The sequence below is a fragment of the Paraburkholderia sp. BGA-UO-ETr-F21 genome (assembly GCF_059567925.1).
Genome location: NZ_JCAQOY010000040.1, coordinates 917837 through 933405, shown reverse-complemented (window position 1 = coordinate 933405; position 15569 = coordinate 917837). Strand labels below are relative to the sequence as shown.

Sequence of the window (15569 nt, the reverse complement as noted above, 5' to 3'; positions counted from 1 at the left end):
TTGAGACTTGCCTTCGGCTTGAGACTTGCCTTTGGCTTGAGACTTGCCTCTGCCTTGAGACTTGCCGTGGCTTGATGTTTGTCGAATCTTGCGGCGCGCTGCAGCGCGACGCGCTATTCGGTCGCGTTTGCGGGCGGGGTCACGAGATTCGCCGGTGCGAGCCAGTTGAATGCGTTTAGCGTTGGCCCGTGGAACGTGCATTCGGCGGCGGCTGGCGTGACGATCTTCTGCGGTTTGGCAGGTTTGAGCGAGACTGCTTCGGTTGCCGAAGCAGTTGATGCACCTGATGCACCTGATGCACCAACAGACACCGCCGACGCCGTGTGCGCGCCCGACGCGCTCAACGGCGCCGTTGCCGCCGAAGCCGAAGCCGAAGCCGAAGCCACCACATGCTCGATCGATCCCTCGACCACCACCCGCGAGCCGTAAATGCCTGCGCCCGCATGGCCGATTTTCAGCGTATCCGTCGAGGTGTCCGCCAGCTTGCTTCGCATCAACTGCTCGCATGCGTCCGTGTTCTTGTAGACGGTCGTACAGGCCGCCAGCAGCGCAGCAGCGGTCGTGACGCAGGCGATAGAGAGAATCCGAATCTTCATTGATGTTCCGTTTTTCAAGCCGTCGGCAATTGTAGCTTACGACTCACTTGACCTGCACCCGCTCTGCGCGCCGTATGCGATCTCGCTGAACGCCCGTTGCGTGCCGGCCGCTTCTGACGATGAACCCTTTCGCCGCCTACCCGGCACGGGTATGCCGCAGTGACCGCTCGACCGCATGACCACTTGACCGCAACAGTTCGCACCGGCATCGTGTCAACCGGCCGCAACTCATCGACGCGCCGCCAACTTCCCGACCGGGCCTCGCGACCAACCTCGCTTCGCCTTACAGCCTTTATCACTGAGTGCCGATCCGCTTTCCTGCATGTTCAGCCTTGCCCTGCTCGCCGTCGCGGGTTACACCGCCACCAACATCGACAACCTGTTCGTGCTGCTCGCGTTCCTGGCGGAAGCCGGCAGCAAGCGGCGGACCGTGATCGCCGGGCAGTATGCCGGCTCGCTGGTCTTGATCGTGGGGTCGATATTGCTCGCCGGATTGCTAAAGCATTTGCCGGCTGGATATGTCGGTTTGCTCGGCATCCTGCCGATTGGCGTGGGACTCGCCAAAGCGTGGGAGCGCTTTGGCCCCGGTAACACGCAGGAGGATGAGGCGGTACGCGCCGACGGCCAGTCGACCGCATCGCGCGGCTCATCCTGGTGGGTGGTAGCCTGCGTAGCCATCGCCAACGGTTCCGACAACCTCGCCGTTTATGTGCCGTTGTATGCCAGTCACTCACACAACGAGGGCGCGTTCATCTCGCTGGTCTTTATCGTGATGATCGGACTCTGGTGCGCCGGCGCGGTGTGGCTCGTGAAACATCCATTGCTCGGTGCGCCAATCCGTCGCTACGGCACCGCGCTCTTACCGCTGATCCTGGTGATCATCGGCGGCTCGGTGATCGCGCAAAACGATACGCTGCGGATCATGTTCGGAGTCTGGGCAAAGCTTCATTGACTGATGGCAATCTGCCCGCAAGCAAGCAGGCAAGCAAATCGCCGAATAAAACGGCATGGTCCGTGCAGGGATGCGCGCGTTCTATCCAGCGCACGATGCGGCACGACCTTCGTTCTCGCGACCGCTCAATTCGACGGCGCTTGCGGTTGCACATACGTGCGCACGCCGGCAAGCGGTGAACCATAGCCGCCGGAATTCGTGTGATTCGGTAAGCCGTTGACCAGTTGCGCGCGCGGGTCGGTCGGATTCAGGTTCATTTCCCCAGCCTGCTGATTGCCGTGCGTTGGATATTCGCTGCCTCGCGCGGCATTCGGCATCAAACGCGTGCTGTTTTGCGGTGCGTTCATGTCGTCCTGCGGGCTCAGTCCCTGCGCTCCCGCCTGCGCGGCGATCGCGCATGCGGCTGCGCACAGTAAAGCCCGACCTACCCGCAACATCGTCGATGCTTGTTTCATACCTGCCTCCGGCCAATGAAATGAAGTGAATCAAGTCGCGCTCGATATACACCAGGCCTGCGCGCGACGGCAAACGCTGATTACCCTTCATCACGCTATTTATACGCGCCACCCCGCGCTTCGGATTCGGCAATCGTGGCGCGAGCGACGGCAAACAGGGAAACCGGCGGCCACGGTCTTTTATTCCGCTCCGCGGCGGCGGCCACCGTCTCTTTTTCCCGCCGTCGCGGCCACTGTCTTTTTTCTCCCGCCGCAGCGCCGGCCACGCAAATCCAGCAAGCGCCTATCCTTATGACGATTGCCGATTTCCCTCGAAGGCCGATCGAACCCGATAATGGATGCCATGAACCCTCGCCCCGATCTCCCAGCCCGCGCGTTGCGCACCACGCTCGCGGCGTTCAGTGCGGCGCTGCTCGTTGCCGCCTGCGCCAATCCGTCAGTCTCGACTTCCCCCTCCGCGTCGGCCAGTCCGGCGCTGCTCGACGCGGCCATTGCCGGACCACAGCGCGGCGACAAGGCCCGCGCGCGCGATATCTATCGCCATCCGAAAGAGACGCTGCAATTCTTCGAACTCGCGCCGTCGCAAAGCGTGCTGGAGATCGAGCCGGGCGGCGGCTGGTACACGGAGATCCTCGCGCCCTACCTGCACGACCACGGCAAGCTCTACGAAGCGCAGTACGACGGCCCGCTGAACACGCCGTCGGCGGAGGCACAGGCGAGCCGGGCTGCGTTCGCGCGCAAGCTGGCGGCCACGCCCAATGTCTACGGGAAGGTCGTGGTCGGCACGTTGCACGCCGGCCAGTTCAACGGATTTCCGGCCGATGCCAGCGTCGACGAGGTGCTGACCTTCCGCAATATCCACAACTGGATCAAGGACGGCCAGATCGACGCGAACCTGCGCGCCTTTTATGCCGCGCTCAAGCCGGGCGGCGTGCTCGGCGTCGAGGAACACCGCGCGGCGCCGGGCACCACGCTGCAACAGACCATCGAAACCGGCTACGTGACCGAAGACTACGTGATCGAACACGCGCGCGCGGCCGGCTTCGAGCTGGCCGGCAAGAGCGACGTGAACAGCAACCCGCGCGACACCAGGAATTACCCCAACGGCGTCTGGTCGCTACCGCCGACCTTCGAAGGCGGCGACGTCGACCGGGCGAAATTCGCGGCCATCGGCGAATCGGATCGCATGACCTTGCGCTTCGTGAAACCGGCCCACTAACCTCGCGCCGCCCGGGACGGCGCTTGACGCCGTCCCAATAATATGTTCCTATTGCGCCCTATGTACCGCGCCCAGACCATCCTATCGCTACTACTAGCCCCCTCTACCGGGCTAGGTCTGCTGCTGCGCGCTTCCATCTGATACACCCGAAGCACCGCTCAATTCCCCAGTAACTGACCCAGCCCCGGTTTCCGACCGGCGCCCAGTTATGTCTTTTCGTCGTCCGGTCGACTCCCAGCTATCTGGTCTCACCCACGGACGAAGAAAATGTTGAAGAACCCTGCTACCAAATACCGCGCGTTCAAGCCCATCAACTTGACGGATCGCCAGTGGCCTTCGCGCACGATCACGCACCCGCCGATCTGGATGAGCACCGACCTGCGCGACGGCAACCAGTCGCTGTTCGAGCCGATGGATGCACAGCGCAAGATGCGCATGTTCAAGACGCTGGTGCAGATCGGCTTCAAGGAAATCGAAGTCGCGTTTCCGTCCGCGTCGCAGACCGATTTCAATTTCGTGCGGGAGTTGATCGAAGGCGGCCATATCCCCGACGACGTCACGATCGAAGTGTTGACCCAAGCGCGCGACGACCTGATCGAACGCACTTTCGAGTCCTTGCGTGGCGTGCCGCGCGCCATCGTCCACCTGTACAACGCGACCGCGCCGGAATTCCGCAAGATCGTCTTCAATCTGGAAAAGAGCGGCGTGAAAGAACTGGCGCAAAACGCAGCCCGCACGATGAAGCGCATTGCCGCCACCATGCCGGAAACACAGTTCACGTTCCAGTACAGCCCGGAAGTGTTCAGCGGCACCGAGATCGAATTCGCCAAGGAAGTCTGCGACGCCGTGTTCGATATCTGGGAACCGACGCCGGAACACAAGGCGATCGTCAACTTGCCGGCCACTGTTGAAATGTCCACGCCGAACATCTACGCGGACCAGATCGAGTGGATGCACCGCAATCTCAAGCGCCGCGATTCACTCTTCATCTCCGTGCATCCGCATAACGATCGCGGCACTGCGGTGGCCGCAGCCGAACTCGCTGTGATGGCCGGCGCGGATCGTATTGAAGGCTGTTTGTTCGGCAATGGCGAGCGCACCGGCAACGTCGATCTCGTTACGCTTGCGTTGAATCTGTACACGCAGGGCGTCGATCCCGGCCTCGACTTCTCGAACATCAACGAAGTCGCGCGTACCGCGGAAGAATGCACGCAATTGCCGATCCATCCGCGTCACCCGTATGTCGGCGATCTGGTGTTTACGGCCTTCTCGGGTTCGCATCAGGATGCGATCAAGAAGGGCTTCGCGGTGCAGAAACCGGACGCGGCCTGGGAAGTGCCCTATATGCCGATCGATCCGGCCGACCTCGGCCGCACGTACGATTCGGTGATTCGCGTGAACAGCCAGTCGGGCAAAGGCGGCATTGCCTATCTGCTCGAACAGGGCTATGGCGTGGTGTTGCCGCGCCGTCTGCAAGTGGACTTCAGCTCGGCCGTGCAGCGCTTCACCGACGACAGCGGCCAGGAAGTCACGTCCGCGCAGATCTGGGAATTGTTCCAGCAGGAGTACGTGCAGAACACCGCGCCGATTCATTACGTCGGCCATAGCCTGTCCGAGCGCGAGGGACGTGAGCACATCAAACTCACGGTCGACATCAACGGTACGCGACGGGTGCTGACCGGCGCAGGCAATGGCCCGCTCGACGCCTTGATGCACGCGATCGGCGTGCCGGTGCGCATTCAACATTACGAAGAGCGCGCGTTGACTCAAGGCGCAGATGCACGCGCGGTGGCGGTGGCCGAAATGGCCGGCGCCGATGTGACCGGCAGCGCGTTCGGCGTCGGCATCGATGCGAATCTGGTGACGGCGTCCATTCGCGCGGTGATCAGCGGCGTGAATCGCGCTTATGCCCGTGTCAATGCGCAGGCGAAGGAACGTTTCTTCGACGCCGCGATGAGCGATGCCACGGAAAGCGTGGGCGTTTAAGGTTTGATGTGCGTGGCTAAGCGGTTGTAGCCGTGATGTTAAAAGGGGGCGTTTCGACGCCCCCTTTTATTTTGGGTTGTTGGAATGACGCGCTGGTGCGTTGGCGCGTGAGGCATGGCGCTGCGCCGCTGAACAACACCGTTCACCTGCTACTGACGCCTTCCACTACCCTCAGGTGGACCCGCTCGATGCAGTCCACTCATCCGGCAGACTATGGGTCAGCGTCGACACGAAACGCTCGGTCTCCGGCGCACGCGGTTGCATGAAGATTTCACGCGACGGACCGGCCTCCACCACCACGCCGTTGTTCAGAAACACCACGTCACGCGCGATCGTTGCGGCGAGCCGCAAGTCGTGCGTGGCCATCAGCATCGTCATGCCTTCGGTGGCGAGTTGCTTGAGCACCTCCACGACTTCCGCGGCAAGACCGGGATCGAGCGCCGAGGTCGGCTCGTCGCACAGCAATACTTCCGGCGAAGGCGCCAATGCCCGCGCAATTGCCACACGCTGCTGCTGACCGCCCGAAAGCGTCGAAGGCCACGCATCCGCCTTGTGCGCGATACCGACCTTCTCCAGCAATTCGTCGGCGCGAATCCGGGCCCTTTCTTTGTCCCACTTCTGCACGGTGAGCAAACCTTCCATCACGTTCTGACGCACCGTCAGATGCGGAAACAGCTGGAAGTTCTGAAAGACCATGCCCGTGCGGCGGCGAATGGTCAGCACCGCTTCACGCGAGGGTTTGTGCTCGCGACTGAATTCCAGCCGCTGGTCGCCGAGTTCGAGCGAACCGGACTCGGGAATCTCGAGCAGATTCACGCAACGCAGCAGCGTGCTTTTGCCGCTGCCTGAAGGACCGATCAATGCGGTGACATTACCCGGAGCGAGTTGCAGATCGACCGAGTTCAGCACCCGTTGCCCGCCGAAGTACTTGTCGATTTTTTCCAGTCGGATCATCAGTTGCCTGCATGGAAAAGTGCGTGGCGGCCGAATTTGCGCTCGAGCCTGACTTGCGCTGACGACAACACCGAACTGAAGACCAGATAAACCAATGCCGCTTCGGTATAAAGAATCAGCGGCTCGTAAGTGACCGACGCGATCCGCTGTGCCGCCTGAAACACCTCGGGCACGGTCAGCACCGCGGCGAGCGACGTGTCCTTCACCAACGCGATGAACGAATTGGACAGCGGCGGCAGCGCAACGCGCGCCGCCTGCGGCAGGATCGCGCGACGCAAGGCCTGTTCGCGCGTCATACCCATCGAATACGCCGCTTCCCACTGCCCTTTCGGAATCGACTCGATCACGCCGCGTATCACTTCGGAGTTATACGCGCCGACATTCAGCGAAAACCCGATGATCGCCGCCGTCAAGGGATCGAGCACGATGCCAACGTTCGGCAATCCATAGAAGATCACGAAAAGTTGCACGAGCAACGGTGAGCCGCGAAACAGCCACACGTAGAAACGCACGATCGCCACGGCCCACTTCGGTCCGAACAGGCGGACCAGCGCGACGATGAACGCGAGCGCCAGCCCGATGGCGAACGAGACCAGCGTGAGCGGCACGGTAAACACAAGCCCCGCATACAGCAGGGGCCACAGCGACTGCGCCATCAGATGCAACCATGCCGGCATGATTCAGACTCGCGGAAGGCGTTTACTGGGAGACGTCTTTGCCGAAATACTTCTGCGAGATTTTCGCGTAGGTGCCGTCTTTCTTGATGTCGGCGAGCGCCTTGTTGATCGCGGCCTGCAATTCGGGGCTGCCCTTGCGGATCAATACAGCGGACTTGTCGCTGCTGTCGCTCGACGTATCGAGCGCGGCGATTTTCACCTTCGCGTCCGGCTTGTGCTTCTTGAAGTCGAGGAACGACAGCGAGTCGTTGACAGTGGCATCCACGCGGCCCGAGGTCAGCAGATCGATCGACTCATTGAAGCCTTGCACGGGAATCACTTCTGCGCCGTGCGCGGCCGCGATCTTGCCGAAGTTGCTGGTCAGCGTGTTCGCCGACTTCTTGCCTTTCAGGTCGTCGAAATTCTTGATCGTGGTGTTGTTCGACTGCACGATCAAGGCTGCGTGCGATGTGATGTACGGGTCTGAGAAATCGTATTTGACCTTGCGCGCGTCGGTGACGGCCACTTCATTGATCACCGCATCGTAGCGGTTCACGTCGAGACCCGCGATCAGACCGTCCCATTTGCCTTCCACGAATTGCGGCTTGACGCCGAGACGCTGCGCGATCGCAGTGCCGATTTCAACGTCGAAGCCGGTCAGCTTGCCCGACACGTCGTGATAGGTGAACGGCGCATAGGTGCCTTCAGTGCCGATCCGGAACACGCCGGCCGATTTGATCTGCGCGAGTTCATCGGCGGCGAATGCGGAGCTCACGGCGACAGCCTGGAACAACGCGATCAGCAGAATGGAACGAATCGATTTCATCAGGCAGCTCCGTCAAGTGTGCCACGTCGGTGGCTTGGTCTTGTGTTGGACAATCCTCACCGGCGCTTGCGCCCGGCTGAGTGGGCGGACTGTAGCAAAAGGCCTGGGTTTTTACAAAGGATCAGGTTTTCGATCCATATGCGCTTGCGTGCTAAGCGAGCAGCCATGACCTCCACTATGACGTGGATTCCCACTCTACAGCAGATAGAACAGACGCGGCATGCATCGCAACATGGAACCCATGTCGCGCGCCATCGGGGAAAACGCGAGAGGGGCGCGGCCGCGGCGAACGCGCGGCATGAAAAAACGGGCGGCGCCGCATTCGATGCCGGCGCCGCCCGTGGGACTGCGAACCGCTTACCGCTCGACCGGATGCGGCTCCTTGCGTTTGTTGGCGACCCGGATCGCGTCGAAGTAAGCCCCGTTAGGCGGGCGCTTCAGATAACGGCCCGCACCGCGCACCGCGCGCAACTCACCATTGGTCCAGGCGAGCGCGCCTCGCGTGAGCGTGTGCATCGCCACGCCTTGCACCGTCATGCCTTCGAACACGTTGAAGTCGACTTTCTGATGATGCGTCTTCACCGAAATCGTCTTGCTCGCGTTCGGGTCCCACACCACCAGATCGGCATCCGCACCGACCCGCACCGCGCCTTTACGCGGATACAGGTTGAAGATCTGCGCGGCGTTCGTCGACGTAATGCGCACGAACTCGTTCGGCGTGAGACGCCCGGAGTTCACGCCGTGATGCCAAAGCACCGCCATCCGGTCTTCCACGCCGCCGCAGCCGTTCGGGATCCTGGTGAAGTCCTCGCGCCCCATGGCCTTCTGCGACGCGCAGAACACGCAGTGATCGGTTGCCGTGGTGTGCAACTGGCCGGCTTGCAAACCGCGCCACAGCGCCTCGCGATGTTCGGCCGAGCGGAACGGCGGGCTCATCACATGGGCCGCCGCGCGGGTCCAGTCGGGATCGCGGTACACGGCTTCGTCGATCACCAGGTGGCCTGGCAACACTTCGCCGAATACACGCAGACCTTCGCTGCGCGCGCGCGCGATTGCATCGACTGCGTCTTTCGCGGACACGTGCACGATATACACCGGTACGCCCAGCACCTGCGCGATCCGGATCGCGCGATTGGCCGCTTCGCCCTCCACTTCCGGCGGCCGCGATAACGGATGCGCCTCCGGACCGGTAAAACCTTTAGCGAGCAACTGACGCTGCAACTGGAACACCAGCTCACCGTTTTCCGCATGCACGGTGGGCAGCGCGCCGAGTTCGAGCGAACGTGAGAAGCTGTTCACCAGCACTTCGTCGTCGGCCATGATCGCGTTCTTGTAGGCCATGAAGTGCTTGAAGCTCGACACGCCGTGCTCCTCCACCAACGTGCCCATGTCGCGATAGACCGAATCGTCCCACCACGTCACCGCGACGTGAAAACCATAGTCCGCCGACGCTTTCTCCGCCCAGCCGCGCCATTCCCTGAAGGCGTCCATTAACGGCTGCTTCGGGCTTGGAATCACGAAGTCGATGATGCTCGTCGTGCCGCCCGACAAACCCGCCGCCGTGCCCGTGTAGAAATCGTCGCTCGCCGTGGTGCCCATGAACGGCAATTCCATATGCGTGTGCGGATCGATGCCACCGGGCATCACATACTGCCCGCCCGCGTCGACGATCGTGGCGCCCGCCGGCGCCTCCAGGTCCGCGCCGATCTGCAGGATCGTGCCGCCGTCCTGCGGGTCCGCACACAACACGTCCGCACGATACGTGTTCTCCGCGTCGATAATCGTGCCGCCGCGAATCAGGGTCGTCATGTTGCCGCCTCCTTATGAACTGCTGGTTTCGGTGCTACGTACTTCGTTTCGTCGATACGCGTGCGCGTCTCAGGCACTCGCCACGCGCGCACTCGGCCCTTTGCTCAACTTCATCCACGCGCTGTATACGATCGACGCCAACGCCAGTCCGACAAACCACGCATACGTATAGAGCGTGTTGAAGATCGCCGGCACGTTCGGGAACGACGCCGGAAACGCGGTGTGCAAAAAGCCCGGCAGATTCGGCAGCACGCCGATCACGAGTGCCACCACCGCGCCGATATTCCAGCCGCCGGTATAGCTGTACTCGCCGTGTTCGTCGAACAGTTCACGCGTGTCGAGCCGAGTGCCCCGAATCAGGAAATAGTCGACCATCAGAATACCCGCCACCGGACCGAGCAGCGCCGAGTAACCGACCAGCCACGTGAAGATATAGCCCTGCGTGGTGGCGAGAATCTTCCACGGCATCATCACGATCGCGATGGTCGCGGTAATCATGCCGCCCACGCGATACGAAATGCCCTTGGGCCACAGGCTCGAAAAATCATAAGCCGGCCCGACGAGATTCGCCGCGAGATTGCAGCACATCGTGTCGAGCGTGAGGATGATCAGCGCGACACCCACGCCGATGCCGGTCATGCGGCTCGTCAGATCGATCGGATCCCAGATCGCCTTGCCGTAGATCACCACGGTGGCCGACGTGACCACTACCGAGATCACCGAGAGCAACGCCATCGGCACCGGCAAGCCGACTGACTGACCGATGATCTGATCACGCTGCGTTCTGGCAAAGCGCGTGAAGTCGGGAATATTCAGTGCGAGCGTGGCCCAGAATCCGACCATTGCCGTAAGGCCTGGCCAGAAGGTGGCCCAGAACATGCCTTCCTTCTTGCCACCCGGCACGAATTGCGACGGCGCCGACAGCATCGAGCCAAGACCGCCGGCTTTCGAGGTCGCCCACCACACGAGCGCAATGCACATGACGATCTTGATCGGTGCGGACCAGCTTTCGAGCCAGCGGATCGAATCGGTGCCATGCACGATGAAGTAGATCTGCAGCGCCCAGAACACGAGGAAACACGCGAGTTGCGCGAGCGAAATGTCGAGAAACGGCAAAGCCGCGCCGTGCAGCGCGTTGCCCGTGAGAATATTGAGCAGCGTGTAGATCGCGCTGCCGCCGAGCCATGTCTGAATGCCGTACCAGCCGCATGCGACGATCGCGCGCAGCATTGCCGGCAATTTGGCGCCCTGGGTTCCGAACGAGGAGCGCACCAGCACCGCATACGGAATGCCGTGCTTCGCGCCCGCGTGGCCGATCAGCAGCATCGGCACCAGCACGATCAGGTTGCCGAGCAACACGGTCACCACGGCTTGCCACGGCGACATGCCCTCTTCCGTCAAGCCGGCGGCGAGCATGTAAGACGCGATGTTCATCACCATCCCCACCCACAGCGCGGCGAAGTGATACCACTTCCACGTGCGCTGTGCGACGCCGGTCGGCGCCAGATCGTCGTTGTATAGACTGCTGCCCTGCACGCCGGCCGCGAACTGCGGGTCGGCGGATTGCGCTGTCTGCTTCATCTAAAGATCTCCACTCGATCGTTGAGGCCCGCGCGGCTTCTTGCGGCGCGTCGGGCCATGGGAATGACAGGTTCAGTACTAGCGCTGCGTTTTTTCCGACCCCATGCTGTTTCAGGCGGCTTTTGCCGCTGCGTGGGCATGGGCGTGCCCGGCGGTTTCGGCCGCGTCCGCTGTTGCCCCCTCTTCTGCGCCCACGCGCGCCGGGTTATTCGGATGCGTGGTCCAGTTCGCGTACTCGCCGTTGTCCACGCGCTCCATCGTGATGCACTGTTCGACCGGACACACATGCATGCACAGATTGCAGCCGACACATTCGGAGTCCATCACTTCAAAATGCCGGACGCCATCTTTTTCTTTCATGATCGCCTGGTGAGCCGTGTCTTCGCAGGCGATATGGCACAGGCCGCACTGAATGCACTTGTCCTGATCGATGCGCGCCTTGATGTCGTATTTGAGGTTCAGGTATTTCCAGTCGGTCACGTTCGGCACGGCGCGGCCGCGAATGTCGTCGAGCGTCGCGTAGCCTTTTTCGTCCATCCAGTTGGAGAGGCCGTCGGCGAGGTCGGAAACGATACGGAATCCGTAGTGCATCGCCGCCGTGCAAACCTGTACGCTGCCCGCGCCGAGCACCATGAATTCGGCGGCGTCGCGCCAGGAGGAGATTCCGCCAATGCCGGAAATCGGCAGGTTCGGCGTTTCCACGTCGCGTGCGATTTCCGCGACCATGTTCAGCGCGATCGGTTTCACTGCCGGGCCGCAGTAGCCGCCGTGGGTGCCCTTGCCGTCGACCATCGGCAGCGGCGACATCGCGTCGAGATCGACGGCGACAATCGAGTTGATCGTGTTGATCAGCGACACGCCGTCCGCGCCGCCTTTATAAGCCGCGCGCGAACCCAGACGAATGTCGCTGATATTCGGCGTGAGCTTGACAAGGCACGGCAGCTTCGTGCCCTCCTTGACCCAACGCGTGACCATCTCGACATATTCGGGCACCTGGCCGACCGCCGCGCCCATGCCGCGCTCGCTCATGCCATGCGGGCAGCCGAAATTCAATTCGACCGCATCGGCGCCGGTGTCCTCGACGAGCGGCAGGATCCACTTCCAGTCGCGCTCGTTGCACGGCACCATCAGCGAGACGATCATCGCGCGATCGGGCCAGTCGCGTTTGACTTGCGCGATTTCCTTAAGATTGACCTCGAGCGGACGGTCGGTAATCAGTTCGATATTGTTCAAACCCGCAATACGCTGGCCGTTCCATTGCACCGCGCCGTAACGCGAGCTCACGTTCACCACGTGCGGGTCGAGGCCGAGCGTTTTCCACACCACGCCGCCCCAGCCCGCCTCGAAGGCGCGGTTCACGTTGTAGGCTTTGTCGGTCGGCGGCGCGGAGGCGAGCCAGAAGGGATTCGGCGAGGTGATGCCGGCAATCGTACAGCGCAGATCGGCCATGTTCGGCTCCTTGGGGACTGCTGTTTTTGTCTGGTATGACGCTTCGTTCAATTTGGCATGGTTCGTTCAGGCGGCCTTAACCGCTGTACGAGCGAACTGTGCGTCGATCGCGGCAGCGGCCATTTTGCCGTCCTGCACCGCCTGCACCGTGAGGTCGATGCCGCCGGTAGCCGCGCAATCGCCGCCGGCCCACACGCCCACGAGCGAGGTCTGGCCATTCGCATCCACCGCGATGCGGCTGCCGTCCAACGTCAGCAATTCCCGTTCTATGCCGACCGGCACGAGCGTCTGGCCGATCGCCTTGAGCACCATGTCCGCTTCGACGACAAACCGCTCCTCGCCACCGTCATTCAACGTGCGTGCGAATTCGACGCCCGTAACCACGCCGCCTTCGCCGATCAAACGCATCGGCGTGGCGTGCGTGACGAGCGTGACGCCGCTGGTCCGCGCGAAATCGCGCTCGGCCCACGTCGCGCTCATCGATTCGACGCCGCGCCGGTACACCATCGTCACCGAGGTTGCGCCGAGCTTGCGGCTTTGCACGGCCGCATCCACCGCCGTATTGCCGCCGCCGACCACGACGACCCGCCGGCCCACCGGCACCGTGCCAAGGTCGCTCGCGCTGCGCACCTGTTCGATGAAGTCCACCGCATTCATCACGCCGCCAAGGTCCTCGCCTTCCATCGCAAGTGCCCGCACGCCGGTGAGACCGATCGCGAGGAACACAGCATCATGCTGCTTGCGCAGTGTGTCGAGGTCGACATCGCGTCCAAGCGAGACGCCGTGTCTGATCTCGATGCCGCCAACCGAGCACAGCCACTCCACCTCACGCTGCGCAAAATCGTCGACGGTCTTGTAGGCGGCAATGCCGTACTCGTTCAGACCACCGGCCTTTTCGTGAGCGTCGAAGATCGTCACGTTATGGCCGGCCAGTGCAAGACGGTGTGCACAGGCGAGTCCCGCCGGACCCGCGCCGACCACCGCAACGTGTCGGCCGGTTTCGGCTGCGCGCTTGAAGAGCGCTTCACCGCGCGCCATTGCCCAATCGGTGGCATGACGTTGCAGTGCGCCGATCGCCACCGGCTTCGCATCCTGATGGTTACGCACGCAGGCGCCTTCGCAAAGAATCTCTGTCGGGCAGACACGTGAGCACATGCCGCCCAGCGGGTTGGCGGACAGAATGTCCACTGCCGCGCCCTTCAGATTGCCGTTGCTGATCTTGCGGATGAAACTGGGAATGTCGATCTGCGTCGGGCAGGCGTTCACGCACGGCGCGTCGTAACAGTAGTGGCAGCGGCTCGCCGCCGCGGCTGCGGCGCTCGCGTCGAGCAACGGTGCGATGTCGGAGAACTCGCACGAGAGCTGCTCGGGCGACAGGCGCTGAGCGGCAATGTCGCCGGTTTGCTTGATGGCCATACGCGTTCCTTCTTCGATGTGAGGACGTAGCCGCTCCCGCCGGCCGCGCGTCAGGCGCAACCGGGACGGCATGTTTTAATGGGCACTACGGTGAAGCGGGTCGAACGGGTGGTAAGGACCGCAACCGCCAAAGCGTTATGACATCGTCATGAAACCGGCTCGCATGCCCGCTCCAGCATGGCGTGCAGCAACACGTTGGCGCCGGCTTCGATCCATTCGAAGGTGGCGTCCTCGATCTCGTTGTGACTGATACCGTCCACGCACGGCACGAACACCATCGAGGTCGGCGCGACTTGCGACAGATAACAGGCATCGTGTCCCGCACCGGACACCATATTGCGATGCGGATAACCGAAGCGTTCCGCCGCGGCGCGCACGGACTTCACACAGGCTTCGTCGAAAGCGACGGGCGCGTAATAAAAGATCTGCTCGAGTTCGGTTTCGAGCCCGATGCCGTTCGCGATGTCCGCCACGCCCTTGCGCAACGCGGCGTCCATTTTCGCGAGCACTGCATCGTCCGGATGACGGAAATCGACGGTGAAAAACACGCGGCCTGGAATCACGTTGCGCGAGTTCGGATAGACCTGCATCATGCCGACCGTCGCGCAACCGAACGGTGCGTTGTCCAGACCGATGCGATTGACCAGATCGACCACGCGAGCGGCGCCGAGCAAGGCGTCGCGACGGCGCGGCATGGGCGTCGGACCCGCGTGCGCCTCCTGCCCGGTCAGCATGATTTCGTACCAGCGCTGACCTTGCGCGTCGGTCACCACGCCGATGGTTTTCTGTTCCGCTTCGAGAATCGGCCCTTGTTCGATGTGCAGCTCAAAGGCCGCGTGCAGTGGCCGTCCACCGCACGGTACATCGCCCGCATAGCCGATGCGTTCGAGTTCCTCGCCAATGGTTTTGCCATCCACGTCCTTGCGCGACAGACCGTAGTCGAGCGTGAACACGCCGGCGAACACGCCCGATGCCACCATGGCCGGCGCGAAGCGCGAGCCTTCCTCGTTGGTCCAGATCACCACTTCGACCGGATGCTCCGTCTCGATACCGTGATCGTTCAGACTCCGAATCACTTCGAGACCGCCCAGCACGCCATAGATGCCGTCGAAGCGCCCGCCGGTCGGCTGCGAGTCGGCGTGCGAGCCGGTCATGACCGGCAGCGCGGCGGGATTGCGCCCGGCGCGACGCATGAACACATTGCCCATCTGATCGACGCTGACTGTGCAGCCGGCTTGCTTCGCCCAACTCACTATCAGGTCACGCCCTTCCTTGTCGAGGTCGGTGAGCGCGAGGCGACAGACGCCGCCTTTGGGTGTCGCGCCGATCTTCGCCATCGTCATCAGACTGTCCCACAACCGCTTGCCATCGACCTTGATCGAGGTGGTGGGCTCTGCGCCCTTCAGCGCTTCGGATACCGCGTTCATTCGTCTCGCTCCTTTCGGTGAACCGACGTAAAACTGGTGCATCGGCGGTGGATTTTGGGGCGCTGCCGCACGCGGGCGGTGCATACGCGATGAGTTCGATCGCCTCTTATAGAGAGGGCAAACCCTGGGGTATCGCCTGCTCTTCCAATCCTGTCCAGTTGGACAGGTTGTAGACGATTAAACTCGCCAAATCAACACCTTTCGTGCGGTGAGAAACATAGCGAGAAGCGTGCCATTGCATTG

13 protein-coding genes are annotated in these 15569 nt (G+C 62.2%); 3 read left to right on the top strand and 10 right to left on the bottom strand.

The genetic code is table 11. From position 1 onward, the window contains the following. Nucleotides 1-113: 113 nt before the first annotated feature. Nucleotides 114-596, bottom strand: coding sequence for a hypothetical protein (locus AC57B1_RS36640; protein WP_496420138.1), 483 nt, complete (start codon nt 594-596; stop codon nt 114-116). 322 nt (nt 597-918) lie between these two features. Here AC57B1_RS36640 and AC57B1_RS36635 point away from each other — a divergent pair, with 322 nt between their 5' ends. Further along, entirely contained in the window at nt 919-1548 is a 630-nt protein-coding gene (locus tag AC57B1_RS36635; protein WP_496420137.1) for a cadmium resistance transporter, read from the top strand. A 125-nt stretch (nt 1549-1673) separates the two neighbouring features. Here AC57B1_RS36635 and AC57B1_RS36630 read toward each other — a convergent pair whose 3' ends face one another. Next, the gene (locus tag AC57B1_RS36630; protein ID WP_408347460.1) at nt 1674-2003 is read right to left on the bottom strand and encodes a hypothetical protein; all 330 of its coding nucleotides are present in this window, start codon (nt 2001-2003) and stop codon (nt 1674-1676) included. 334 nt (nt 2004-2337) lie between these two features. Here AC57B1_RS36630 and AC57B1_RS36625 point away from each other — a divergent pair, with 334 nt between their 5' ends. Next, nucleotides 2338-3222, top strand: coding sequence for a class I SAM-dependent methyltransferase (locus tag AC57B1_RS36625; RefSeq protein WP_496420136.1), 885 nt, complete (start codon nt 2338-2340; stop codon nt 3220-3222). Nucleotides 3223-3489: 267 nt separating this feature from the next. Further along, nucleotides 3490-5208, top strand: coding sequence for a 2-isopropylmalate synthase (gene leuA, locus AC57B1_RS36620; protein WP_496420135.1), 1719 nt, complete (start codon nt 3490-3492; stop codon nt 5206-5208). A 171-nt stretch (nt 5209-5379) separates the two neighbouring features. On the opposite strand, the gene AC57B1_RS36615 is transcribed toward leuA, so the two are convergent. The 8 genes from AC57B1_RS36615 to AC57B1_RS36580 all read right to left on the bottom strand — a co-directional run bounded on the left by AC57B1_RS36615 (nt 5380) and on the right by AC57B1_RS36580 (nt 15326). Next, nucleotides 5380-6162 carry an amino acid ABC transporter ATP-binding protein gene (locus AC57B1_RS36615; protein ID WP_408347454.1) on the bottom strand — a complete coding sequence of 261 codons (783 nt, stop codon included), beginning with the start codon at nt 6160-6162 and terminating at the stop codon, nt 5380-5382. Beyond that, a complete protein-coding gene (locus tag AC57B1_RS36610; protein WP_091792769.1) occupies nt 6162-6839 on the bottom strand; it encodes an amino acid ABC transporter permease in 678 nt (225 codons plus the stop codon). The genes AC57B1_RS36615 and AC57B1_RS36610 overlap by 1 nt, the downstream gene beginning before the upstream one ends. A gap of 22 nt (nt 6840-6861) precedes the next feature. Then, nucleotides 6862-7644, bottom strand: a complete 783-nt coding sequence (locus tag AC57B1_RS36605) for an amino acid ABC transporter substrate-binding protein (protein ID WP_496420134.1) — start codon at nt 7642-7644, stop codon at nt 6862-6864. A 357-nt stretch (nt 7645-8001) separates the two neighbouring features. After that, a complete protein-coding gene (gene hydA, locus AC57B1_RS36600) occupies nt 8002-9453 on the bottom strand; it encodes a dihydropyrimidinase (protein WP_408347451.1) in 1452 nt (483 codons plus the stop codon). Between the two features lie 69 nt (nt 9454-9522). Then, the gene (locus AC57B1_RS36595; RefSeq protein ID WP_496420133.1) at nt 9523-11034 is read right to left on the bottom strand and encodes an NCS1 family nucleobase:cation symporter-1; all 1512 of its coding nucleotides are present in this window, start codon (nt 11032-11034) and stop codon (nt 9523-9525) included. A 111-nt stretch (nt 11035-11145) separates the two neighbouring features. Next, entirely contained in the window at nt 11146-12483 is a 1338-nt protein-coding gene (gene preA, locus AC57B1_RS36590) for an NAD-dependent dihydropyrimidine dehydrogenase subunit PreA (RefSeq protein ID WP_496420132.1), read from the bottom strand. A 66-nt stretch (nt 12484-12549) separates the two neighbouring features. Further along, nucleotides 12550-13899, bottom strand: coding sequence for an NAD(P)-dependent oxidoreductase (locus AC57B1_RS36585; protein ID WP_496420131.1), 1350 nt, complete (start codon nt 13897-13899; stop codon nt 12550-12552). Between the two features lie 146 nt (nt 13900-14045). Continuing rightward, on the bottom strand, nt 14046-15326 hold the full coding sequence (locus tag AC57B1_RS36580) for a Zn-dependent hydrolase (RefSeq protein ID WP_496420130.1): 1281 nt from the start codon (nt 15324-15326) through the stop codon (nt 14046-14048). Between the last annotated feature and the right edge of the window lie 243 nt (nt 15327-15569).